Annotated in this window: 22 protein-coding genes and 4 pseudogenes; 13 read left to right on the forward strand and 13 right to left on the reverse strand. The window is 70.2% G+C overall.

The window, feature by feature from the left end; all coding sequences use genetic code 11:
• Nucleotides 1-205: 205 nt before the first annotated feature.
• Complete coding sequence (locus tag M2283_RS46600) at nucleotides 206-550, reverse strand: hypothetical protein (protein ID WP_280882677.1); 345 nt, start codon at nucleotides 548-550, stop codon at nucleotides 206-208.
• A 275-nt stretch (nucleotides 551-825) separates the two neighbouring features.
• On the reverse strand, nucleotides 826-2,076 hold the full coding sequence (locus M2283_RS46605) for a DUF418 domain-containing protein (protein ID WP_280882678.1): 1,251 nt from the start codon (nucleotides 2,074-2,076) through the stop codon (nucleotides 826-828).
• 196 nt (nucleotides 2,077-2,272) lie between these two features.
• Here M2283_RS46605 and M2283_RS46610 point away from each other — a divergent pair, with 196 nt between their 5' ends.
• Together M2283_RS46610 and M2283_RS46615 are read left to right on the forward strand one after the other, a co-directional pair.
• Nucleotides 2,273-2,941 carry a response regulator transcription factor gene (locus M2283_RS46610; protein ID WP_280882679.1) on the forward strand — a complete coding sequence of 223 codons (669 nt, stop codon included), beginning with the start codon at nucleotides 2,273-2,275 and terminating at the stop codon, nucleotides 2,939-2,941.
• Nucleotides 2,938-4,050, forward strand: coding sequence for a sensor histidine kinase (locus tag M2283_RS46615; RefSeq protein ID WP_280882680.1), 1,113 nt, complete (start codon nucleotides 2,938-2,940; stop codon nucleotides 4,048-4,050). Before M2283_RS46610 ends, M2283_RS46615 begins: the two co-directional genes overlap by 4 nt.
• Before the next feature lie 267 nt (nucleotides 4,051-4,317).
• Here M2283_RS46615 and M2283_RS46620 read toward each other — a convergent pair whose 3' ends face one another.
• Nucleotides 4,318-5,496, reverse strand: coding sequence for an MFS transporter (locus M2283_RS46620; protein ID WP_280882681.1), 1,179 nt, complete (start codon nucleotides 5,494-5,496; stop codon nucleotides 4,318-4,320).
• A complete protein-coding gene (locus M2283_RS46625) occupies nucleotides 5,493-6,065 on the reverse strand; it encodes a Chromate resistance protein ChrB (protein ID WP_280882682.1) in 573 nt (190 codons plus the stop codon). The genes M2283_RS46620 and M2283_RS46625 overlap by 4 nt, the downstream gene beginning before the upstream one ends.
• Before the next feature lie 176 nt (nucleotides 6,066-6,241).
• Between M2283_RS46625 and M2283_RS46630 the strand changes: the two genes are divergently transcribed.
• The gene (locus M2283_RS46630; RefSeq protein ID WP_280882683.1) at nucleotides 6,242-6,832 is read left to right on the forward strand and encodes a class I SAM-dependent methyltransferase; all 591 of its coding nucleotides are present in this window, start codon (nucleotides 6,242-6,244) and stop codon (nucleotides 6,830-6,832) included.
• A 175-nt stretch (nucleotides 6,833-7,007) separates the two neighbouring features.
• Here M2283_RS46630 and arsM read toward each other — a convergent pair whose 3' ends face one another.
• Nucleotides 7,008-7,901: an arsenite methyltransferase gene (arsM, locus tag M2283_RS46635; RefSeq protein ID WP_280882684.1), complete on the reverse strand. Its 894-nt coding sequence runs from the start codon at nucleotides 7,899-7,901 to the stop codon at nucleotides 7,008-7,010.
• Between the two features lie 105 nt (nucleotides 7,902-8,006).
• Between arsM and M2283_RS46640 the strand changes: the two genes are divergently transcribed.
• Genes M2283_RS46640 through M2283_RS46650 form a run of 3 tightly spaced genes read left to right on the forward strand, consistent with a single transcriptional unit; the run spans nucleotide 8,007 to nucleotide 9,563 of the window.
• Nucleotides 8,007-8,381, forward strand: a complete 375-nt coding sequence (locus M2283_RS46640; RefSeq protein WP_280882685.1) for an ArsR/SmtB family transcription factor — start codon at nucleotides 8,007-8,009, stop codon at nucleotides 8,379-8,381.
• On the forward strand, nucleotides 8,378-9,115 hold the full coding sequence (locus tag M2283_RS46645) for an MIP/aquaporin family protein (RefSeq protein WP_280882686.1): 738 nt from the start codon (nucleotides 8,378-8,380) through the stop codon (nucleotides 9,113-9,115). The genes M2283_RS46640 and M2283_RS46645 overlap by 4 nt, the downstream gene beginning before the upstream one ends.
• Nucleotides 9,116-9,140: 25 nt before the next feature.
• The gene (locus M2283_RS46650) at nucleotides 9,141-9,563 is read left to right on the forward strand and encodes an arsenate reductase ArsC (protein WP_280882687.1); all 423 of its coding nucleotides are present in this window, start codon (nucleotides 9,141-9,143) and stop codon (nucleotides 9,561-9,563) included.
• A gap of 18 nt (nucleotides 9,564-9,581) precedes the next feature.
• On the opposite strand, the gene M2283_RS46655 is transcribed toward M2283_RS46650, so the two are convergent.
• On the reverse strand, nucleotides 9,582-9,983 hold the full coding sequence (locus tag M2283_RS46655) for a hypothetical protein (protein ID WP_280882720.1): 402 nt from the start codon (nucleotides 9,981-9,983) through the stop codon (nucleotides 9,582-9,584).
• On the opposite strand from M2283_RS46655, the pseudogene M2283_RS46660 reads away from it, so the two are divergent.
• A pseudogene (locus M2283_RS46660) lies at nucleotides 9,978-10,213 on the forward strand (DUF4360 domain-containing protein); the annotation flags it as partial. The gene M2283_RS46655 and the pseudogene M2283_RS46660 sit on opposite strands and share 6 nt — an antisense overlap.
• 60 nt (nucleotides 10,214-10,273) lie before the next feature.
• Here M2283_RS46660 and M2283_RS46665 read toward each other — a convergent pair.
• Together M2283_RS46665 and M2283_RS52155 are read right to left on the reverse strand one after the other, a co-directional pair.
• Nucleotides 10,274-11,596 carry a hypothetical protein gene (locus M2283_RS46665; protein ID WP_280882688.1) on the reverse strand — a complete coding sequence of 441 codons (1,323 nt, stop codon included), beginning with the start codon at nucleotides 11,594-11,596 and terminating at the stop codon, nucleotides 10,274-10,276.
• Nucleotides 11,597-11,763: 167 nt separating this feature from the next.
• A pseudogene (locus tag M2283_RS52155) lies at nucleotides 11,764-11,921 on the reverse strand (IS1380 family transposase); the annotation flags it as partial.
• A 108-nt stretch (nucleotides 11,922-12,029) separates the two neighbouring features.
• Between M2283_RS52155 and M2283_RS46670 the strand changes: the two are divergent.
• Together M2283_RS46670 and M2283_RS46675 are read left to right on the forward strand one after the other, a co-directional pair.
• Nucleotides 12,030-12,635: a TetR/AcrR family transcriptional regulator gene (locus M2283_RS46670; protein WP_280882689.1), complete on the forward strand. Its 606-nt coding sequence runs from the start codon at nucleotides 12,030-12,032 to the stop codon at nucleotides 12,633-12,635.
• A gap of 10 nt (nucleotides 12,636-12,645) precedes the next feature.
• Nucleotides 12,646-13,011 (forward strand): VOC family protein, encoded by a 366-nt coding sequence (locus M2283_RS46675; protein ID WP_280882690.1) that lies wholly within the window; start codon nucleotides 12,646-12,648, stop codon nucleotides 13,009-13,011.
• 69 nt (nucleotides 13,012-13,080) lie between these two features.
• Here M2283_RS46675 and M2283_RS46680 read toward each other — a convergent pair whose 3' ends face one another.
• Nucleotides 13,081-13,923, reverse strand: a complete 843-nt coding sequence (locus M2283_RS46680) for a helix-turn-helix transcriptional regulator (RefSeq protein WP_280882717.1) — start codon at nucleotides 13,921-13,923, stop codon at nucleotides 13,081-13,083.
• Nucleotides 13,924-14,075: 152 nt separating this feature from the next.
• On the opposite strand from M2283_RS46680, the gene M2283_RS46685 reads away from it, so the two are divergent.
• On the forward strand, nucleotides 14,076-15,035 hold the full coding sequence (locus tag M2283_RS46685) for an NADP-dependent oxidoreductase (RefSeq protein WP_280882691.1): 960 nt from the start codon (nucleotides 14,076-14,078) through the stop codon (nucleotides 15,033-15,035).
• A gap of 111 nt (nucleotides 15,036-15,146) precedes the next feature.
• On the opposite strand, the gene M2283_RS46690 is transcribed toward M2283_RS46685, so the two are convergent.
• Complete coding sequence (locus tag M2283_RS46690; protein ID WP_280882693.1) at nucleotides 15,147-15,989, reverse strand: SDR family oxidoreductase; 843 nt, start codon at nucleotides 15,987-15,989, stop codon at nucleotides 15,147-15,149.
• A 72-nt stretch (nucleotides 15,990-16,061) separates the two neighbouring features.
• Between M2283_RS46690 and M2283_RS46695 the strand changes: the two genes are divergently transcribed.
• The gene (locus M2283_RS46695) at nucleotides 16,062-16,988 is read left to right on the forward strand and encodes an AraC family transcriptional regulator (RefSeq protein ID WP_280882694.1); all 927 of its coding nucleotides are present in this window, start codon (nucleotides 16,062-16,064) and stop codon (nucleotides 16,986-16,988) included.
• Nucleotides 16,989-17,467: 479 nt separating this feature from the next.
• Here the strand turns inward: M2283_RS46695 and M2283_RS46700 are convergent.
• Nucleotides 17,468-17,644: pseudogene (locus tag M2283_RS46700) on the reverse strand (zinc-binding dehydrogenase); the annotation flags it as partial.
• Nucleotides 17,645-18,136: 492 nt separating this feature from the next.
• Between M2283_RS46700 and M2283_RS46705 the strand changes: the two are divergent.
• Nucleotides 18,137-18,307, forward strand: a complete 171-nt coding sequence (locus M2283_RS46705; RefSeq protein ID WP_280882696.1) for a hypothetical protein — start codon at nucleotides 18,137-18,139, stop codon at nucleotides 18,305-18,307.
• A 21-nt stretch (nucleotides 18,308-18,328) separates the two neighbouring features.
• Here M2283_RS46705 and M2283_RS46710 read toward each other — a convergent pair whose 3' ends face one another.
• Nucleotides 18,329-19,774, reverse strand: coding sequence for an eCIS core domain-containing protein (locus tag M2283_RS46710; protein WP_280882697.1), 1,446 nt, complete (start codon nucleotides 19,772-19,774; stop codon nucleotides 18,329-18,331).
• 226 nt (nucleotides 19,775-20,000) lie between these two features.
• Here M2283_RS46710 and M2283_RS46715 point away from each other — a divergent pair.
• Nucleotides 20,001-20,543: pseudogene (locus M2283_RS46715) on the forward strand (transposase); the annotation flags it as partial.
• On the opposite strand, the gene M2283_RS46720 reads toward M2283_RS46715, so the two are convergent.
• On the reverse strand, nucleotides 20,513-20,962 hold the full coding sequence (locus M2283_RS46720; protein WP_348538986.1) for a helix-turn-helix domain-containing protein: 450 nt from the start codon (nucleotides 20,960-20,962) through the stop codon (nucleotides 20,513-20,515). The pseudogene M2283_RS46715 and the gene M2283_RS46720 overlap by 31 nt on opposite strands.
• Nucleotides 20,963-20,997 lie beyond the last annotated feature (35 nt).

Raw genomic sequence — 20,997 nt, forward strand, 5'->3', positions numbered from 1 at the left:
GCGTCGAGGCGGATCCGGTAGCCGGTGGCTGCCAGGACGTGACCGGTCTCGATGGTGCGGGTCCGGCCGTCGGTGTCCCGGGTGGTGAGGGTGACGCCGTCGTCGTTCCGCGTGGCCTCGGTGATGTGTTGCCCGACGTGGAGGGGCACGACGCCCTCCAGGCGCGGCTTGAGCCACCAGGAGCCGAAGGGCCCCAGCACCCGCTTCACCACCTGCAGCCGCGTGGCTTCGGGCAGGAAGCGGAACGCCGCCGCATGGTGAACAACGCCGTACAGCCCCCAGGACCGGCCCAGCCCGTGTCCGGCTGCCAGTGCGGCGGAGGCGTCGCAGCCGTGCCGAACACCAACTTCCCGCCACGCACGAGCAGTTGTACCCACGCCCTAGCCTCGCTCAACAGTGCCGCGCTCTCCTGCGCCGACTGGCCTGCATCCACCACGAGCACATCCCGCCCCACGAACTTCGCGAGATGGTCGTGGTGGGAACTGTGCGTGACGAGCCCCTCGGGAACGAGCGCCGTCAGCGGCTCGGGGACGTATGCGAAACCGTCCATCCCGCTGGCGACCACCACAGCCGGGACACATGGGTTGACGTCGCCATGACCCACACCTCATGAGGGGTAGGCCGGTGCCCTGTCACTACCGCGGTCGCGTTGCCTGCACGTAGTACAGCCAGGGCCGTACGTCGCCGTGCCGGCCGACCTCGAAGCCCGCGTCCGCAATGAGGCCGTCCAACAGATCCACGCGGTGGTGCCCCATAGCGTGCCCTCCGACGCCGTGCACCGGTGACGGCTCGCTCTTTCGGCGGCCGGAACTCGGCGATGCGCGGCTACTTGATGTGCCGTGCGGGCCGGGTGGCCATGTGCAGCAGGTGCTCCAGGGGCCCGCGCCTGAAGTGACCGGTCCACACGGTGGCCAGCAGCACGGTGGCCGCGATGAAGGCGAGCAGTGCTGGCAGTCCGGACATCGTCTCGTCCTCGACGGCGGCCAGGTACCAGACATCGGTCAGGAACCAGAAGGCGACGATGTGCAGGACGTAGGCCGTCAGCGCCATCGTGCCCACCGCCGAGACGGGTGTGGCCAGGCGAGTGAGGCGTGGCATCCGGTCGGCGACGGTCAGGCACGTGGCGATCACGACGAGGGCGACGCCTGTGTTGCCGAGGACGGAGAGGGTCGTCTGGCTGTGCGGTGCGGCCACCAGGAGCCAGGCGAGCGGTGTGCCGTTCTCAGGTTCGCCCACCGTGTCGGACCACCAGGCCGACGACGCCGAACCGCCGCCCGTGGCCGACGCGATGGTGATGAGCGCGTGCGGGACGAGGCGCAGGGCCAGCCAGGAACCTCCGTAACCGAGGACGGCGAGCAGCCCGCCAGCCAGGGCGAGCCGGGACCGGATCCGGGGCCGGGTGAGGTCGAGCCGGGCCACAGCCATGCCCGCGATCAGGAACGGCGCCCAGGTCAGAACCGGATACTCGCCGGTGAACAACAGTTCTACGACGCCGTCCGCGCCGCCGATCCAGGCCAGGGGGTCCGCCTGGACGACGGTGTCCGCCCACGCGCCCTCCTCGATGGACTTCCGTGCGGCGTACAGGACTTGAGGCATGACCAGCGCGCCGAAGGCTGCGATCAGCGCGAGCGTCGCGGGGCGCAGCCGGTACAGCGGGAGGACGCTCAGGAAGAGCAGACCGTAGAAGCTGAGGATCACGTCGACCTCGGTGCCCAGGGCGGTCAGCGCGTAACCGAGCGCCAGCAGAACGACGGCGCGGATCACGATCCTGATCGCCGCCTGCCGTCCGGCACGGCCGGTCCGGGGCCGGGGACGGCCGGTGATGATAACCAGCGAGAACCCGGCGAGCACGGCGAACAGCGCGGAGGAGCGGCCACGTGCGGTCTCCAGCAGGAAGCCGACGGGCCCGCCGACCGTGACGTCGGGCCCGACATGGGCGGAGTACATGCCGAGGACAGCGAGCCCGCGGGCAAGGTCGATACCGATCAGCCGTCCGGTCGTTGGAGCGTCGCAGGGGACCGTCCGCCGCTCGGGTAACGCGGCTGCCGGCGCGGCCGGGGATGCGTCGTGTGTCATGCCTTCAGGGTTCGCGGACCGCGGGGAACAGCACACCCGGCAACTTTCCGAAGCCGACCATCCGGTCGGCTGGAACCGCACCGGCCGACCGGATGGTCCCTGTCGACGACTGGCCGGAGCCGAACCGGGTCCCGCAGACGAGAGCCGTTCGGCGTGGTACCCATCGAACGGCAGGCAGTTGAGGAGCGGGGCGCACGTGATCCGTGTACTGGTGGTCGACGACGAGGCTCTCGTCCGTACGGGCTTCACGCACATACTCAACGCCGCGGGCGACATCGGGGCCGTGGCGGCGGTTCCCGGAGGTCAAGCCATCCAGGCCGTACGGGAGTTGAGCCCTGACGTCGTCCTCCTCGACATCCGGATGCCCGACGTGGACGGACTGACCGTCCTGGCCGAGCTCCGCCGCCTGCCGAACCCACCCGTGGTGGCCATGCTGACGACGTTCGACACCGACGAATACGTCGAGGCGGCGCTGCGCTCCGGCGCCTCCGGTTTCCTCCTCAAGGACACCGACCCCGAGCAACTGCCCCATCTGATCCGCACTTTGGCCGAGGGGGGAACCGTACTGTCGTCGCAGGTCACCCGCACGGTGGTGAACGCCTTTCTCGACCAGGGCGGGCGCGAGCCCTACGCCGTCCGTCTAGTCGCCCGGCTCAGCGGGCGCGAGCGTGCCGTCCTCACGCTGATGGCCGAGGGACTGTCCAACACCGACATCGGCGACGGACTGCACCTGAGCACCGGCACCGTCAAAGGCCATGTCAGCGCCGTTTTCGAGAAGTTGCAGGTCGACAACCGCGTGCAGGCAGCACTGGTCGCCGAACGCGCGGGTCTGCTCGGGCCGCCCGATCACGGAGCCGACCGATGAACCCCCGACGCCCACCCGCCCTGTTGCTGGACGCACTGCTGGTCTGTGTCGCACTGCTGGACCTGTGGGTGAACGTCGACAGCGAGGACCACCCGGCCACCGCCTACGGTCTCCTCGCCGCCCTGGCCCTCGCCCTGCGCCGCCACCGGCCGCTGCTCGCCTTCGCGCTCACTCTCCCCAGCGCCCTGGTCGGCGACGCGGTGTTCGCCACAATGGCCACGCTGTACACCCTCTCCTCTCACTGCCGCCACCGCGCCCTCCTCGTGGGCTGCGCTCTGGCCTTCGCCGTCTGCGACTTCATGCCCTGGCCGTGGACGTCCCTCGACGTCGACGAACTCGCTGAGACCTACAGCCTGGTCCACCTCACCTACACCCTCGCGACGGCCGCCGCCCCCGTCTTCCTCGGCCAACTCGTCCAGGCCCGACGTGAGTTGTCGCTCCGGCTCGCGGAGATCTCCCAGGCCCGCGAGCAGGAGCAACTGCTCAGCGCCCAGGCTGTGCTGGCGAAGGAACGCGCCCAGCTCGCCCGCGAGATGCACGACGTCGTCTCCCACCAGGTCAGCCTCATCGCCGTAACCGCCGGCGCGCTCCAGGTCGGCAGCCCGGACGCCGAGGCGAGAGCGGCCGGGGCCACGATCCGCCGGCTCAGCGTGCAGACACTGGAAGAGCTGCGGCACATGGTGGGCGTCCTGCGCGCCTCCGGCATCCGCCCTACCGAACTCACGCCCCAGCCCTCTCTCGCAGACCTGCACCAGCTGATCGGGGCCAGCGGCATCGAGACCGAGTTGGAGACCGACCTGCCCGACGGACTCCCGCCCGCTCTCCAGCGTGCCGTCTACCGCACGGTTCAGGAGGCACTCACCAATGTCCGCAAACACGCCCCTGGCGCCGGCGCGACCGTCCGCATCCACCACCGCGACGGCGCCCTGCGGACCACCGTCACCAATTCCGCCGCCACCCGCCCCGCACTCCCCCTGCCCGGCGCTCACCACGGCCTCGTCGGCCTGCGCCAGCGCGCCGAACTCCTCGGCGGCACCATCACCTCCGGCCCGACGACCGACGGCGGCTACCAACTCCGCCTGGAACTGCCGGCCGACGACTCCTCCTGACCTGCGCGGGCCGCTCCTCGTGTGCGTCACCGGTCAACGGCCTGGATTCCCGGCCGAGTTCCTGCCGCGCCTCTTCGACCGCTTCACCCGCGTCGAGAGGAGCCGCCGGCATCCCCCGATCGGGTCTCAGTCGCGCACCCGTCGCCGTCTCGCACGACGGGAGCGCCCGCGCCGAGAACAGAACGTCAGGCTCCGTCATCACGCTGGACATCGCCTGCTGAGCGGGGCTGCCTCCGATGACCGGTCGGCGTCATACGCAAGTCGGGGTCATGCCGTTGCGGAGCGGCGGTGGACGAGGCCAACCGCCGCTGCGGCGGCGAGCAGCACCGCGAGCGCTGCGTAGCCGTGGGTGAGGGTGGTGAGCGTGGCAACTCCCGCGACCAGAAGCGGGCCACCTGCGTCACCGAGTTCACGTCCCAGTTCAGCGGCGCCCATCGTCTGGCCCAGGCGCTCGGCGGGAGTGGAGGCGGCGAGAGCCGCGAAGCCGAGCGGCGTGATCAGACCGGTGCCTATGCCGATCAAGGCCGCGCCGGTCAAGACGCCGGCCAGCCCCGGGGACATGGCACAGACAAAACCAGCGGCGGCGGTCAGCAGGCCAGCGGTGATGCCCATGCGGGTGGTGAGGCGTCCGTCGTCCAACGCCTGCCCCGCTCGCGGCTGCACGAGCGCGGCGCACGCGGCAAGCACCGACACCGCCGCGCCGGTGGCCACCGTGCCCAGCCCGGCCGCCAGGCCGGAGACGGGCAGGAAACCCACGCCGACGGACAGAGCGGCGGTAGCGGCGGCCAGGGCACCGGTGGGGCCGAGGAAGGCCGGATCGGCGAGGCGCCGGGCAAGGTCGAGCACGGTCTGCCGGATCTTGGGCAGCGGAGGAAGAGCAGGGACGGCGAGTGCGGCCCAGGCGGCAACCACCGCGCCCAGCACGGCCAGTACGACGAACAGCAGCCGCAGGCCGCCGGCCCACACCAGGACGCCGCCGAGCAGCGGGCCGAGGGTGTAGCCGATGGACTTGTAGAAGCCGTAACTACCGAACGCCCGACCGTGCTTGGCGGCCGGGTTGAGACGGGCGACCAGGGCGGAGGCCGACGGGGAGAAGGCGGAGGCCGCGGCGCCCTGGCCCAGGCGGGCCGCCCACAGCCAGCCGGGGCTGTCCGCGATGGCGTACACCGCGGACGCGGCGGCGAAGGCGACGAGCCCGCCGAGGAGCACCGGGCGGGCGCCGACGCGGTCGGCGAGCGTGCCGAAGACCGGCTTGAGCAGGACCTCGGCCCCGTCGTACAACGCGAGCAGGCCGCCGAGCACCAGGAGGGAGGTGACCGTATCGCCGGAGTAGCCGCCGAGGTTGGCGGCGATGCCGTGCGCGCCGAACGCGGTGGTGAACCCGGCCGCGTACAGGGGCCACATCTGCCGGGCGGGCGCCGCCTGGGAAACCACCGGCGTAGTCATCGACCCTGCTCCGGGACCTCGTGCAGGGCACGGAAGACCCGCTCTGCATAGTCCTCGCAGACGGTGGTGCACCGCTTGAGGCGCTCACCGGCCTCGGCCGCCTCCAGGGCACCGAACACATCCCGGGCAGTGAGGTCGCGGTGCCAGCGACGCAGTCGTTCCAGTGACTGTTCCTCTTCTTCCAGCTCCGCCAGGGTGAACTTGGCGATGCGGATCTCCTTGGCGATCTCCGCCTCGAACTTGCCGCAGTCGGCCAGGAATTCCGTCCAGTCCTCCGACCGTGCGGCGGTGAACATGGCCTGGAATCGGGCAGCGTCCTCAGGACCGCGCCCCGATGCGTTCAGCGTCACCGCCTGGCCGCCGGACTGCTCGGTGAGTCCGATCGCACGGGCGATGCCGTCCCCGAAGACGGGCACGTCGGGTACGGCCCAGATGCCCTGGCCGAGCGAGAGCGCGCCGATCCTGCGCAGCTCTCGCCAGACTGCGACCCGGTGGCGTGAGGGCTCCGCGGGAAGCTTGATCACGAGGATGAGCCAGCGGCTTCCAGATTCCCTGTTCGCTTTCGTCACGCCGTGGAATGTAGCAGGCGTTACATCCAGTCGGCATCGTGTGAAAGCAGGTCAAGTGTTGACCACCCTCGCGGCCAGCAGACCCAGAGGCCCCACCCCGACGACGACCTCGGCAGCTACCGCGCACCGGTGTCCAGCGCGCGCACTGGCAGCACACCTATGCCGCCTACCCCGGGATGTACGGCGAGGAGCCGTCCGAGCCCGCAGTCCACGCATCTGAGGTCTTCCGCGCCACCGGGGCCCGGGATGTTCTCGAACTCGGCGCCGGCCACGGCCGCGACGCCCTGTACCTCGCGGCCCAGGGCTTCAACGTTCAGGCCACCGGCTTCTCCGCGACCGGACTCGACGAGCTGCGCCACGCCGCCCGTGCCCGAGGGCTGGACAGCTGCGTGACCACGGCCGTGCACGACGTCCGGGAAGCCCTGCCGCTGCCGGACGCATCCGTCGACGCGGTCTTCGCACACATGCTGCTGTGCAGGGCGCTGTCCACCAAGGAGATTCACGCCCTGGTCGGCGAGGTCGCCCGGGTGCTGCGGCCCGGCGGCACCTTCGTCTATACCGTCCGCCACACCGGCGACGCCCACTACGGCACCGGCACCGCCCGCGGGGACAACATCTTCGAACACGGCGGCTTGGCCGTGCACTTCTTCGACCACCCGCTAGTCGACGCCCTCGCCGACGGCTGGCACCTGAACCAGGTCCACGCCTTCGAGGAGGGCGAACTGCCCCGCCGGCTGTGGCGCGTCACCCAGCGCCGGCCGCACTGACCCGACCCTCATGACCGGCGGTGTCGCCATGGTGCCGCGGTCAGGTGCCGAAGGGCGGCACCCGCTGCACAGCAAGGCCCTCGCGCACAGCTGGTACCAGGTACGTTTTCGAAGTCCGCGGTATTCGTACGTGAGCAGGACCTCAGGGGCGAGGTCCTGCTCACGTAGGCTCAGCTCAGTCCTGGCAGCCGCAGCCCGAGGCGGCCTTGGCCTCGGTGACGGTCAGGGCGGGATCGGCGGCGGTTTCGACGGAGGTGCAGCAGGAGTTGACGCCGCAGCAGGCGTCGGCGGACTGGGTCACCTCGGTCTGGGTCTCGGTGGCCAGCGGCTTGGTGGCGCGGACGATCGCGGAGTGCATTCCGTCGGCGACCGGGTGGGTTGGGGTGATCTCGATGTTGGTGAACCCTGCGGCTTCGAGGCCGGTGCGGTATTCGGCGAAGGAGAGCGCGCCTGCGATGCAGCCGACGTAGTCACCGCGCTCGGCCCGCTGCCCGGAGGTGAGGGCGTCGTCGGCGACGACGTCGGAGACGCCCATGCGGCCGCCGGGCTTGAGGACGCGGAAGGTCTCGGCGAACACGGCGGGCTTGTCGGTGGAAAGGTTGATCACGCAGTTGGAGATCACGACGTCGATGGTGTTCGCGGGGAGCGGGACGGCTTCGATGGCGCCCTTGAGGAACTCCACGTTGGTGGCGCCCGCCTTCTCCGCGTTGGCCAGGGCCAGGGCGAGCATCTCCTCGGTCATGTCCAGCCCGTACGCCTTCCCTGTGGGCCCGACGCGGCGGGCGGAGAGCAGGACGTCGATGCCGCCGCCGGAGCCGAGGTCGAGGACGCGCTCGCCCTCGCGCAGTTCGGCCACCGCGGTGGGGTTGCCGCAGCCGAGGGAGGCGGCCACGGCCTCGGCGGGCAGGGTGTCGCGCTCGTCGGCGGCGTAGAGGGTGGAGCCGAAGTTCTCGTCGACCTCGACCGGCTGGGGCCCGCAACAGGCGGTACCGCCCTCGGTGACCTTCACGGCCGCCGCCGCGTACCGCTGCCGGACGGTCTCGCGCAGGTCGGTGGACTGCTCGCTCATGACTCACTCCCAGGTGACGGGCCACGGCGTGCGCCCGGAACGGCCTGTATTGACGTTCATTGATTCAACCTTGCGCCTTGAATCGAAAAACGTCAACATAGAGGCATGTCGAAACAAGAGCTTGAGGTGATCGGCCAGGACGCCACCTGCTGCCCGGGCCTGGCCGCTGCGCCGCTGGACGAGGACCGGGCGGCCGACCTGGCGAAGGTGTTCAAGGCCCTGGGTGACCCGGTGCGTCTGCGCCTGATGTCGATGATCGCCTCGCGCGGGCAGGGCGGGGAGGTTTGCGTGTGCGAGCTGACCCCTGCCTTCGACCTGTCCCAGCCGACGATCTCCCACCACCTCAAGCTCCTGCGCCAGGCCGGCCTCATCGACTGCGAGCGCCGCGGCACCTGGGTCTACTACTGGGTGCTGCCCGGCGTCCTGGACAAGCTCGCTGCGTTCCTGAGCACTCCGCAGCCCGCCGGAGTCACCGCGTGAACACCTCCCTGGGCCGTCGCGTCGCCGCCGAGGCGATCGGCACCGGACTGCTGGTGGCCGTGGTGGTCGGCTCCGGCATCCAGGCCAGCGAGCTGTCGCACGACGTCGGCGTGCAGCTCCTCGCCAACTCCCTCGCCACCGTCTTCGGCCTGGGTGTCCTCATCCTGCTACTCGGGCCGGTCTCCGGCGCGCACTTCAACCCGGCCGTCACCCTGGCTGCCTGGTTCGGCGGTCGCCGCACTCCGGAAGGCTTCCCCCTGCGAGACGTCGCCGCGTACGTGCCCGCCCAGATCGCGGGCGCGATCGGCGGGGCGATCCTGGCCGACGCGATGTTCGCCAGGCCACTCGCGAACTTCTCCACCCACGACCGGTCCGCCAGTCACCTGTGGCTGGGCGAGGTCGTCGCCACGGCGGGACTGATCCTGCTGATCTTCGGCCTGACCCGGGTCGGCCGCGCCGCGCTCGCTCCGGCCGCGGTGGCCTCCTATATCGGGGCCGCCTACTGGTTCACCTCCTCCACGTCCTTCGCGAACCCCGCGGTGACCATCGGCCGGGCCTTCACTGACACCTTCGCCGGTATCGCACCCGCCTCCGTCGCCCCGTTCATTGCCGCCCAGCTGCTCGGCACCGCGCTCGGCCTCGCTGTCGTGACCGCGGTCTACGCCCCGAACGTTGCCTCGGCACGACGCGCGATCGACGTCCCGAGCAGCGAACCTGAGCCGGCCTCGTCCTGACCAACTCCTGAGAGAGACACCCGCCATGAGCACTCCCACCCCGCGTCCGTCGGTCCTGTTCGTCTGTGTCCACAACGCCGGCCGCTCCCAGATGGGCGCCGCCTTCCTCACCCATCTCGCCGGCGACCGGGTCGAGGTCCGCTCGGCCGGCTCCGCGCCCGCCGACGCCGTCAACCCGGCAGTCGTAGAGGCGATGAAGGAGATCGGTATCGACATCTCCGCCGAGACGCCGAAGGTTCTCTCCGTGGAGGCGGTGCGGTCCTCGGACGTGGTGATCACCATGGGGTGTGGCGACGCCTGCCCCGTCTTCCCCGGTAAGCGGTACCTGGACTGGCAGCTGGACGACCCGGCCGGCCAGGGCGTCGAGGCCGTCCGGCCGATCCGTGACGCTGTCGAACAGCGGGTGCGCGGCCTGCTTGGCGAGCTGGGGATTGCGGTCCCAGCGTGATCACGGCGCGGGGCGCGGTCAGGTGCGACTGGCCAGGTAGGCGTTCCAGCCGCGGCCGGCGCGCCGTGTCCACTGCAGGGCACTGGAGGGCGGATTGCGCAGGGCGACGACCGGGAGGTCGTAGCGCCGCAGTTTGGCGGTGAGGCAGTGGGCAGTAACGGGCTGGTCGGCGAGTTGGCCGGGAAACAGCCAGGATGGCCCGGGGCGACTGCTGCTGCGGGCGATGGCCGAGGCGGTCACGGCATGCTCGGCTTGCTGGGCCAAGAGCTGGAATACCGCCGGTGGGAGGGCTGCGGGGTCGGATCCGAGCAGGGTGGTGGGCTGCTTGCCGCCGGTGAGGCGATCGGCGGTGGGTTCGGTGATCCGCTGGCCGCTGATGCCGTAGAGGAGGGACTGCCCGCAGACCGCATCACGACCCACCCCTTCACCGGCCCCTACGACGACAACTGGCAGGCCACCGACGAGACCGTCCGGGCCCAACCGGTCCGCGCGCCCTGCGGAGTTCAGCGCACTTCAACATCAACACCGAGCTCAGGGTGGCCGCGGGGTCGATGAACTCCGGCAAGGTCAGCTTCATGACAATGGACTCGACGGACGGGGACATCAGCACCGTCTACCACATGGCATGGCAGCAGTGCCCGCAGTCCTGACCCGGCAGTGAGGAGGCGACCCTCGGCGCTGCGGGCCGCCTCGCCCGCCCGGCGCCGCCGTCACATGTTCTTGAGCGGTACGGAGAACAACACCCTTTCGGGAACCGCCGGTTGATTCCACCCTCCGGCGGAGTCCGCGGCCCATTCGGTCTGGGACCACAGCTGCTGGGTGCTCCACCACAGCGACATGCCCTCGCTGTGCTGGGCCCAGCATGCGTTCGCCTGGACTTGTCCGCTGCAGGTGTGCGACGTGGCGACGCCGGTGTTGCTCATCTTCCACATGATGCCGTGCACCCCTGGCCCCCACAGGGCGTCGGCGGCGTAGTACTTGTCGTTGTTCGCGAGCACCGCCTGCAACCCCGCCGCGTTGTTGGTCACGTAGCTCTTGGTCGGGTCGGCATAGGCCTTCCCCCCGCTGGTGACGAGCGGCATGGCACCACCGGGAGCGGCGAGGGCGTAGCGGAAGATCCGGGCGGGCTGGGCGTCACCGCCGGTGGTGCGCCATTCGTTGGCGACGATGCTGTACGGGCTGGTGCTGCGGTCCATGGTGAGCCCGTCGAAGCAGGGGTAGCCGGTGATGGATGCGCCGCTGCACCCGCCGCCCAGGCTGTAGGAACCGATCGCGGGCATGAGGTATTGGTAGCCGCGCGCCGAGTAGCCGCCGCTGACCTGGCCGATCTCGTGGGAGTTCACCGTTGCCTGCAGGATGTGCGTGAAGTCGAAGACGAACAGCGCGTTGTCGCTGTCGTCGCCGCGGGACGCGGTGACCAGGAGCTTGTTGCCGTACCAGACCATGCCGCCGAGGTGCGAGCCCAGCTTGTCGAAGTCGTCGCCGCCTTCGGTGGGCACGACCAGCAGCACCCACCGGTACTTGAAGGCGCCGGGGGTGTTGGCGTCGATGAACGCCACCCGCGCCAGGCCGTCGTCATCGGCGGTGGAGCTCGCGAGGTCGTTGTTGTTGGTCCACCCCGAGAGGATCACCTTGTTCGTACCCCACATGCCGTCGTCGTCGGCGTCGCCGGACGAGGTCAGTCCCTGGGGTACGAATTGTTGGGTGAGGGCGTCCCCTGTGTCCCAGCAGTAGGCCGACGCCGCCGAAGGGTTGATCGGCCGCGCGGCCAACTCGGTGTTCGTGCACCCGGAGCTGGAGCTGTTGTACATGGGGTGGTTGGCGGACTGCAGGACCGTGTCCACCCCGACATTGGGCAGATGACCGTCCAGCGTGCTGATCGTCGTGGCGGACACACGGTGCTCGGTCAGCTCCAGCTTGCTCATCGCTGAACTGGTCGCGTTCGGGAGCAGCGCCCCGGGTGTGGGCACCGGGGTCGCGGCTTGCGCCGGTGTTCCCCACGCCAGCACGGCCATGGCGGCGGCCGCCAACACGCCTGCGACCCTACGTCTCTTCCTCATCCCGCTCCCCCGTTCGACAACAAATGGAACATCAGCCCGAATGCTGTCATGAGCACGTGAAGTAGGTGAAGTTTCCACGGAATTCATGGAGGATCCACATCCCATACCGCGCGGGAGATGGCCCTGTACGCCGTCGAGCGGACGGGAATTGCCAGACAGGCTCTGGCCTCGCCCGGGTCGTGCACCGTCCGCGGCTTGCGCCCCGGCGCCTTGCCACCGATGTCGCGGTGTCCAAACCGGACTTGCGGATCGTGTCGACCAGCAACACCGCCCCGGCCTGCGAGACCGCTCCACGACCGGGGCGGGCAGCTCACCCTCCGGGTGGGCGGTCCCTTGACCGGAGTGAGTGCTCACTCCGATACTTGTGGCCATGGCGACAACATCAAGTCGGCGAAGAGCGCCGGCAATGGACCCCGACAGCCGCCGGGAAATGATCGTTCGTTCTGCGCTTCCCCTCGTGATCGAGCACGGCAGCGCGGTAACGACGCGCCAGATCGCTCGGGCCGCAGGCATCGGGGAGGGCACGATCTTCCGCGTCTTCGCGGACAAGGAGGAGCTCCTGGACGCATGCGTGACGGAGGCTCTCAGCCCGGCCCCTGCCCTCGATGAACTCGCTTTGGTGTCCATGGAGCAGCCGCTCGCTACCCGGCTGACCGAGGCTGCCTCGGCGCTGCATGCCCACTTGGACCGGGTCGGCGCGGTGGTTGGTGCGCTTCATGCGACGGGAGGGCGGGGACGAAGTGGCCGTCCCGGCAGCTCAGAGGCGCCGCCTGATCGTGCGGCTGGTTCCCTGCCCGTGCGAGAGGCGCTGGCCGAACTCTTCGAACCTGAGCGGGAGTCGCTGCGGTTGCCTCCTGAGCAGGCCGCACTGATCTTCCTGGGTCTGCTGTTCGTCGGGAATGGCAGGCAGCCGGTAGAAGGCGAGTCAGCGGATCCGTCGACGCAGTCGGGAGTGCACGACCTCGTCGACGTCTTCCTTCACGGCGTCCTGTCCCAGCCGGTCGAGAACTGAGAGGCAGAGCATGTCCATCACGCTGAACCACACCATCGTCCCAGCCATCGACAACGAGGCGGCAGCACGCTTCTTCGCCTCCGTCATGGGACTGGGCTATCGAGGTGCAGATCGGCATTTCGCGCCGGTGCAGGTCAACGATTCTCTGACGCTGGACTTCATGTCCGTCGAGAATCCGGTCGGCCATCACCTGGCCTTCGACGTGGGCCCGTCGTCCTTCGACGCGATCCTCGAGCGGCTCCGAACCGCCGGGGTGCCCTATGGCAACGATCCCAGCGAGCCCGACAACGGTCGGATCGACCACCCCTTGTGCCCTCGTGGCCTGTACTTCACCGACGACGCGGGGAACCTCTACGAAATCATGTCCCCCAGGTAGCAGCGCGGATGATCTGAGCCGCATCGCTCCAAGCTCGTACTGACCCGCAGGATGGGTTTCCGTGGTGCGTCAAGGGGTGCCCAGCAGGCCGGCGAGCCGTTGGAGCCGTTCGGCGTCGGGGCTGCCTTCGGCGGCGGTACACACCATGAGTGCGGGGCCAGGGTTGCCCGGTATCGGGTAGGCGTCCCAGTCCAGGTTCAGTTCGCCGACCTGAGGATGGTTGAGGCGCATCTGGCCGCGGGTGGGTTCCTCCACGTCGTGAAGGGCCCACAGGGCCGCGAACTCGTCGCTGCGGACGGCGAGTTCACCCACCAGCTCGACCGCGCGCGGGTGGCCGGGATCGGCGGCGACCTGGGTCCGCAGCATCCCGATCAGCTCGGCGACGGTGGCCGCCCGGTTCGGGCAGGTCCGGTCGGCCTGGGGGTGCAGGAACAGAGCCAGCAGGTTGCGCTCCCTCTGCGGCTGTCGGGTGAACTCGCCCAGCAGGGCACCGCCGAGCGGGTTCCAGGCCAGCACGTCCAGGAAGCGCCCGACGACCAGAGCGGGCGAGGTCATCGTACGCAGCAGCCGCAGTGTGGTGTCCGGCACCGCCTCCGGCTCGTACGCCCGCGGCGGGCGGGCCGGATTACGTGCGGCGGCGGCGAGGCTGTGCAGGTGCCGGGACTCCTCGGCGGAGAAGTTCAGGGCGCGCGCGAGGGCGTCCAGGACCTGTTCGGAGGGCCGGACGTCGCGTCCCTGCTCCATGCGCTGGTAGTAGTCCGAACTCACCCCCGCCAGCAGGGCCAACTCCTCGCGCCGCAATCCGGCGACGCGCCGCCTCGGACCGGGCTCCAGTCCAACGTCCTCTGGCCGAAGCCGAGTTCGACGGGTGCGCAGGAAGTCGGCGAGTTCGCGCCGGGGATCGTCGCTCATGGCGTGGGAGGAGTCGGTCACGGCGTCAGTATGCCGTCGGCGCCGCCCGTAAGGGTGGGTCTGCCAGACCCAGGAAAAAGAGAACGACCGCGATGTCGCGCGCGGGGTCCAGCATCGGATCCACCACAGCCGGTCACGGAAGGAACAGCGACATGAAGGCCGTTCAGATCACGGGTTTCGGTACAGCGGACGTCCTGCGGGTCAATGAGGTGGATCGTCCCGCTCCCGGTGCGGGTGAGGTGCTGGTGTCGGTCGAAGCGACCAGCGTGAACGGACACGATGTGATCGTCCGCTCGGGAGAGTTGAAGATGGTGTCGGGACGCCGCTTCCCGATCGGCGTGGGACTGGACTTCGCGGGCACCGTCGCCGCGACCGGCGCCGGTGTCGAGGGCTATCGGGTCGGGGACCGCGTGTGGGGCATGGTGCATCCCCGGCAGCGGCACTCCCTCGCCGGGGCGGCCGAATACGTCGTGGTTCCTGCGAGCCGTATCTCGCACGCCCCGGCGGACCTCTCGTCGGTCGAGGCGGCTTCTCTGGTGGTCGCCGGTGCTACGGCGCTCATCGCGCTGCGCGACAGCGTGCACCTCGCGGACGGGGAACGGGTCCTGGTGCGGGGCGCGGCCGGCGGAGTCGGCACGGCCGCCGTGCAGTTGGCGCACGCCATGGGCGGTCACGTCACCGCGCTGGCTCGCGATCGCCACGCCGAGCTCCTCACCGACCTCGGCGCCGACGAGGTCCTGGACTACCGCTCCACCACCTCGGACAAGATCGGGCCGTTCGACGTCATCGTCGACACCGTCGGCACGGAACTGCACTGCTACCGAGGCCGGTTGGCCAAGGGCGGCCGGATGGTCACCGTCGGACTGTCCCCGTCCGCCATAGCCGCGATCGCCGCCTCCAGCGTGCACGGCTCCCGCCGCATCCGCACCTTCAGTGCCAACCCCGAAACCCCCGTCCTGCGCGACGTGGCCGGCCGTGTCATGTCAGGTGCGCTGCGCCCGGTGATCGACAGCGTGTACCCGCTCGCGGACATCGCCGCCGCGCACCAGGCGTTCGAGCGCGGCGGCGTCGTGGGCAAGCACGTGGTGACGGTGCCGCGCAGCTCCCTCTGACTGAGCCCGGCCAGCGGGGTGTGGTGCGCAGGCCGACGCCACGGTCATGGGCGTCGGCGGTCACGAACCGGGCCGCCACGCCGGGGGTGAAAAGGCGGGCGACCTGCGACCTCACTGAGCGCCGACGCGGGCCAGGGCCCAGTCGTTGTAGTCCTTCTCGGAGGTCTCGCGCCGCATCCGGGCGGAGGTCTCGACGTCCTCGCCGACCAGGTACCGAAGCTGCGTGCTGTCGTCGCCGGCCGCAGTGACGACGACTTCGGCCACCGTCTGTGCGGTCGCGAGCCGGTAGGGCCACTCCTGCTCGAACGCGCCCATCACCTGCTGCACGAGCGTTTCGTAGCCGGCGGCGACGGGGACGGCCTGAGCACTCTCGGCGGTGTGGGCCAGAAAGTTGGTTCCCCGCACCAACCCGGGCTCGACGAGCTTGACCGAGATCCCGCGCGCAGCTGCCTCGTACCGCAGGGATTCGGTGAAGCCTTCGACGGCGAACTTGGTGGCGCTGTAGACCGACAGCAGCGGCTCAGGGACGATCGCGGCCCCGGAACTGATCGCGATCAGGCACCCGCTGCCCTGGGCCGTGAGGATCGGCAGGGCGGCCTGCGTCACCTGCATCATCCCGAAGACGTTGGTCTCGAACAGCGCCCGGACGGTGGCCATCGGGGTGGACTCGAAGACGGAGAACAGCCCGGCGCCGGCGTTGTTGACGACGCAGTCGAGCCGGCCGAAGCGGACCAGAGCGTCCCGGAGGGCGGCCTGGATCGAGTCCGGGTCGGTGATGTCCAGCGCGCAGGTCAGCAGGTTCTCGGTGTCCGGGCCGAGGTGGCCCTCCGCCGCCGGGCGGCGGGCAGTCGCGACGACGTTCCACCCCCGGTCCAGGAAGAGCGCGGCCGTGGCCTTGCCGAACCCCGACGAACTGCCGGTGATCAGGACGGTCTTGCGGGTCTGTGTGTTCATGCACTGAGTCTCGACGCCACCCACCCGGACTGTCTATCATCAATACCCCTACATTAGTTAGCGAGCGTCCGCGTGACCGAACCCCTGGCCGATGTGATCGGCCTGCTGCACCCGCGCGTCGTCCTCTGGAAAAAGATCGAGGGCACCGGGCGGTGGGCGCTGCGATTCGAGGCCAACCCCGACATCAACTTCGGCGTGGTCACCACCGGCCACTGCTGGCTGCAGTGCGAGGGAGGCCCGGTCGGGCTCACGAAGGGAGACTTCCTGCTGCTGTCGGGCCCGCCTGCCTTCACCTTCAGCAGTGACATCGACGAGGACACCCGCGGGGACGTCGTCGACGGGGAACGGACACTGGCCGGCACCCAGGACAACCACCTGAGACTGGGCAGCGAAGGAGGGCCGGCAGTGCAGTTGCTCGCCGGGCACTTCGCGATCGAGCCGGAAAACGCCGATCTCCTGCTGGACCTGCTGCCGACCGTGGTCCACCTGCGGGCGGGTACCGACGGCGCCGGGCGGATCGCGAGCCTGCTCGAACTGATCGGCGACGAGGCCGGCGCGGACCGACCCGGCGCGTCGCTGGTGCTGACCCGGCTCGTCGAAGTGATGCTGGTGGAGGCGCTGCGCAGCGCTCCGGCGACGCTGGAGCAACCCCCGGCCGGCCTTCTGGCAGGCCTGAGCGACCCCCCGGTGGCGGCTGCCCTGCACGCGATCCACGCGAACGTCGCCCGGCCCTGGACAGTGGCCGGCCTGGCGGCCGAGGCACGGATCTCACGATCGGTCCTGGCCGAGCGGTTCGTCCGACGCGTGGGCCTGACGCCGATCGAATATCTGCTGTCCTGGCGGATGGCCATGGCCAAACGAGCTCTGCGACAAGGGAATCAGCCGATCGCCGAAATCGCCCGGATGGTTGGTTACGGCTCGACCAGTGCCTTCAGCACCGCGTTTTCCCGCGTTACCGGATCGGCTCCCGGCCGGTATGCCCATCAGAGGGCGGTATGAGATCTGATGCTCGATTCTTCGTTTCGTGCGGGACAAGCGGGCAGGTCGGGGCGACATCGGTCGACTACGGCCGAGGCTGGGTGAACCGGTCCGGCACCACCAACGTGTGCGCCTCGGAGAACCGGAAGATGAACTCGATCTCGCGTGCGCGATAGTCCGGCGGAACTGACAGAACACGGCGCCCAAGCGAACGACCGCGGCTAGCACGTAGACGAACTCGAGCCGGTTCGGGAGTTGAACCGCGACGACACATCCGCGCCGGATCCCCCTGGTGGGCAAGGCCGGACGCCACCTCGCCACTGATTCGCCACAGCTCGCCCCTCTCGTGTGAGGAGCGTGTCGTCTTGAATGATGGCCATGAGGACCCCCTCGGTGAATGCTTGTGCGTCATCGGCTCGATCGAGCCCCCTGAGAACACTTCGAGCACGTGGATCTGCAACTCGGCCTGGGCCTCGCTCACATGAGGCCGCGCGGCGGGATCAGACGGTGAGGACGGCCTTGCCCTGGAGGTGCCCGCCGTCGAGCAGCCGGTGCGCGTCGGCGACGCGCTCGAACGGGAACGTCTCCTGCACGTGGACCCGCAGCCTGCCCTGTTCGACGAGTTCGACAAGCCCCCGCAGGCCGACCGGGTCGGGGTCGACAGCGATGACTTGGCGGTCAGACCGAGCGCGGAGACGGCGCCCAGACGCATGGTGCTCGGGACGATCGGGTCGCTCCCGTTGAACGTGATCCTTCCGCCGCTGTCCTCGGGGCGCAGGCCGGCCGGCACGAGGACGTCACGCAGAGCTCGGTGAATGTCGAAGCCGGCGTCACCGGTCAGCGGATGGGCAACGACCTCGTGGATGCGGGCGGTGAGTTCGGCGGCGCTCATGGATGCGACAACCTTTGCTTCGCGGTGGGAGTGAGGGCGTTATGGCTTTGTGCCACGCATTCCCAAATGCAGCGGTATCTATCGTTTTGACCAAGGACCTCGCCGCCAAGGGCGACCTCGTCCGCTCCACGGCCTTCCCCGCCGTGCACGGCGCCTCCGCCGGCGACCCTCGCCCCCGCTGCGCCCCCCGTTCGTCGTCTTCGACGACGACGCCTCGAAGTACCTCACCGACGGCACCGACACCGCCTGGTACGACAGTCGCCACTACCCGCTGATCATGGCGGACGCCCACAAGGTGGCCCCGGAGATCGACGGCACCCGCCCCACCGAGGCCGACGCCCTCGCCCGCGTCCGCCGGCTCGCCTACGCCTACGCCAGTTTCGCCACCACTGACTGGTATCCGCTGCCCTCCGTCCTTAAGACGGTCGAGGAATGCGGCGGCTCCTGACCGCCCCCGGGCCCGGCGCGCTCACTTCCGCAGCTGCGGCCGCCGGGCGTGGAAGAGCCCCGCGCCCTCGACGAGCCCGAGCTGTACCACCTTCGGGTTCTGTTCCAGCCAGGCCAGGGCCTTGTCGGGGCCGGGCTCGGGCATCATGCCGTACTGCAGGAGATAGGCGGCGAGACGGTCCAGAATCCGGCTCTGCGCCACACCGACCTTGCGCAGCGCGAGCAGCGGGTCCTTCCCGGCCGCCTCGAAGGACGCGATCTGCTGGAACTCCTGCACCATCGTCTGCTGTTCCGGCGAGATCGACGACGACCCCAGCCCCGACACCAGCTTGCTGAACGGCTTCTCCGCCTCCTCGTAGTGGTCGCCGAGCGCCAGCTTCGCCGCGGCGGCCGCCTCCACGCCGAACGCCCGCAGCTCCGCCGAGATCTGCCCGGTCTTCCGCTTCGTGTCGTCGTCTCCCGGATACTCCGCCTTCCGGTCGGTCGGGAACCGCTTCTCCGTGAAGTCCACGGCGTGCTGCAGCTCATGGGCGAGCGTGGTGGCGAACGCCCGCAGCTCCTTGGCGCTCGCGGTGGCCGACGGAGGGTCGATCGCGAGGACCCCCTCGCCCTCTACCACCGAGAACGCCGCCCGGCCCCGGGGCGGCTTCTCCTCCCGGAAGTGCACCTGCCGCCCGGCCTGCTCCACCTGCCGCACCAGCGACGCGAACGGCGCCTCGATACCCCGCGCCCGCGCACCCGGGTCCGCCGCCTCCAGCAACGACATGAACTCCCCGTCCTGGACGTGCTTCCGCGACCACGGACCGTACGACAGCCGGCGCTGCACCGGCGCCGCACGCGGGCCGGCCACCGGCCGCGCGGCCGGCTCCGCCTGCACCGCGGCCTGCGGCGCCGGGCCGCTCATCACCCGCGCCGCGTTCTCCTCCGCCGCCCGCTCGAACCGGTCCGACGGGTCGCTCAGCGCCAGCCCGTCCCCGTGATCGGTGCCCGCCACCGGCCCCTGGCGCTGCTGGATGATGTGCGTCAGCTCATGGGCGAGGGTGTGCCGGTCCGTGCCGCCCGCGCCGACCACGATGTGGCTGCCGGACGTGTAGGCCCGGGCGCCGATGCCGGAGGCGGAGCGCCGCGCCGCCGCGTCGGTGTGCAGCCGTACGTCGGAGAAGTCGGCGCCCAGCCGGGACTCCATCTCCGCGCGCAGCGGCGCCGCCATCGGCTGCCCCGGGCCGCGCAGCGCCTCATGGACGGCGGAGCGCTGCACCGGCGCCTCCTGGTGGCCGCACCCGGGCCCGTGTGTGTGCCGGGCCGCGTCTATCAGGCGGGCCACCGCGGCGTTGCCGATGGTGCGCTGGAGCGCGAGCATCTGTGCCGCCGGGCCGGCCGCGGGCCGCGGCGCCGCGGGGTCGGCCGCCCGCAGACGGCCGCCGCGGGCTGCTCGGTCGGGGTCCTTCGCGGGATCCTGCGCGCGCATGGGCGGCCTTTCGGGAGACGTGGCGGCGTTCCCGCCCTGCTTACCAGCTCCCCGCGCCACCCGGTAGAAGCCCCGGGGTAGACCTCCTTCCCGAACGGGCACCGGGTCAGCCCATTACCTTTCTTGTAGAGCCCGGTTCGGGCTCGTGGCCTCCGGGGCCGGTATGACTCGTTGCCCCTGTCCTTGATGATCCGGGGGGTGCTGTCGCCGGTCCTGGCGGCACTGGATGGTCGCCGCTCTGGCCGAGCAGACGGTGCAGGTCCCCGGCACCGCCTCGGCAGGCGAGATCGTCTCCGGCCTGGCCGAGGCCCTCGCGGTCCTCCTCAGGCGCCGGGACATTCTGGAGACTCGCATCGCCGCACTGCTGGGGGCCCACCCTCTCGCGAAGGTCCTGACCTCCATGCCCGGGGTCGCGGTCAGGACCGGTGCCCGCATCCTGGCCGAGGTCGGCGACGCCGGCGCATTCCCCACCGCCGCCCACCTGGCCTCCTATGCGGGACTGACCCCCACCACGCGTCGTTCGGGAACCTCCATCCGGGGCGAAGGACCGCCCCGTGGCGGCAACAAGATGCTCAAACGGGCCCTGTTCCTCGCCTCGTTCGCCTCGCTGAGCAGCCCAGAATCGCGGGCCTACTACGACAGGAAACGGGCGGAGAAGAAACGCCACAACGCAGCCCTCATCTGCCTCACCCGCCGCCGCGTCGACGTCCTGCACGCCATGCTCAAACACCGCACCCTCTACCAGCCCGGGCGCCAACAGACAGCCTGACCAAACCCACAGACCTTGACCGAACAGATAGAAGCACCCCCCTGCAGTGCGGTGAACGTTGGAGGCCGCCCCGACCGCTTGCGGTCGGCCAGGGCGGGCACCCGGCCGGCCGCGAATCGGCTGCGCCGGCGGCGCACGGTGTCCAGGTGCAGGTGGGTTTCAGCGGCGACCTGGGCGTTGCTGCGGCCTCGTGCTGTCAGGAGCGCGATTGTCGCCCGCTGGCGTGCCTGGTGCGGGGTCTTGTGGCCGTAGGCCGTCTTCTTGAGGCGGTGGCGCTCGGCAGCGGTCAGTTCCAAGAGCACGGCGGGACACACGGGCATGGAAGGAGAGCGGCCCACCTGTCCGTGGTGGAGAACGAAGCGCGGCGGGGCCGGCTTCCCGCACGGGCCGTTGGTTCGCCAGGGCCACAGCCTGGGCATCGGACCCGGTGAGCCTTCCAGGACAGAGCCAAATT

Source organism: Streptomyces pseudovenezuelae (assembly GCF_029892565.1).
Classification (GTDB): Bacteria; Actinomycetota; Actinomycetes; order Streptomycetales; family Streptomycetaceae; genus Streptomyces; species Streptomyces pseudovenezuelae_A.

What these genes read in the sequence shown, in the direction of transcription:
- M2283_RS46600 (WP_280882677.1), bottom strand. Translation starts at nt 550, where the DNA reads ATGGACGGTTTCGCATACGTCCCCGAGCCGCTGACGGCGCTCGTTCCC.
- M2283_RS46605 (WP_280882678.1), bottom strand. Translation starts at nt 2,076, where the DNA reads ATGACACACGACGCATCCCCGGCCGCGCCGGCAGCCGCGTTACCCGAG.
- M2283_RS46615 (WP_280882680.1), top strand. Translation starts at nt 2,938, where the DNA reads ATGAACCCCCGACGCCCACCCGCCCTGTTGCTGGACGCACTGCTGGTC.
- M2283_RS46620 (WP_280882681.1), bottom strand. Translation starts at nt 5,496, where the DNA reads ATGACTACGCCGGTGGTTTCCCAGGCGGCGCCCGCCCGGCAGATGTGG.
- M2283_RS46630 (WP_280882683.1), top strand. Translation starts at nt 6,242, where the DNA reads ATGTACGGCGAGGAGCCGTCCGAGCCCGCAGTCCACGCATCTGAGGTC.
- arsM (WP_280882684.1), bottom strand. Translation starts at nt 7,901, where the DNA reads ATGAGCGAGCAGTCCACCGACCTGCGCGAGACCGTCCGGCAGCGGTAC.
- M2283_RS46640 (WP_280882685.1), top strand. Translation starts at nt 8,007, where the DNA reads ATGTCGAAACAAGAGCTTGAGGTGATCGGCCAGGACGCCACCTGCTGC.
- M2283_RS46650 (WP_280882687.1), top strand. Translation starts at nt 9,141, where the DNA reads ATGAGCACTCCCACCCCGCGTCCGTCGGTCCTGTTCGTCTGTGTCCAC.
- M2283_RS46670 (WP_280882689.1), top strand. Translation starts at nt 12,030, where the DNA reads ATGGACCCCGACAGCCGCCGGGAAATGATCGTTCGTTCTGCGCTTCCC.
- M2283_RS46675 (WP_280882690.1), top strand. Translation starts at nt 12,646, where the DNA reads ATGTCCATCACGCTGAACCACACCATCGTCCCAGCCATCGACAACGAG.
- M2283_RS46680 (WP_280882717.1), bottom strand. Translation starts at nt 13,923, where the DNA reads ATGAGCGACGATCCCCGGCGCGAACTCGCCGACTTCCTGCGCACCCGT.
- M2283_RS46685 (WP_280882691.1), top strand. Translation starts at nt 14,076, where the DNA reads ATGAAGGCCGTTCAGATCACGGGTTTCGGTACAGCGGACGTCCTGCGG.
- M2283_RS46690 (WP_280882693.1), bottom strand. Translation starts at nt 15,989, where the DNA reads ATGAACACACAGACCCGCAAGACCGTCCTGATCACCGGCAGTTCGTCG.
- M2283_RS46705 (WP_280882696.1), top strand. Translation starts at nt 18,137, where the DNA reads ATGGCGGACGCCCACAAGGTGGCCCCGGAGATCGACGGCACCCGCCCC.
- M2283_RS46710 (WP_280882697.1), bottom strand. Translation starts at nt 19,774, where the DNA reads ATGCGCGCGCAGGATCCCGCGAAGGACCCCGACCGAGCAGCCCGCGGC.
- M2283_RS46720 (WP_348538986.1), bottom strand. Translation starts at nt 20,962, where the DNA reads ATGCCCAGGCTGTGGCCCTGGCGAACCAACGGCCCGTGCGGGAAGCCG.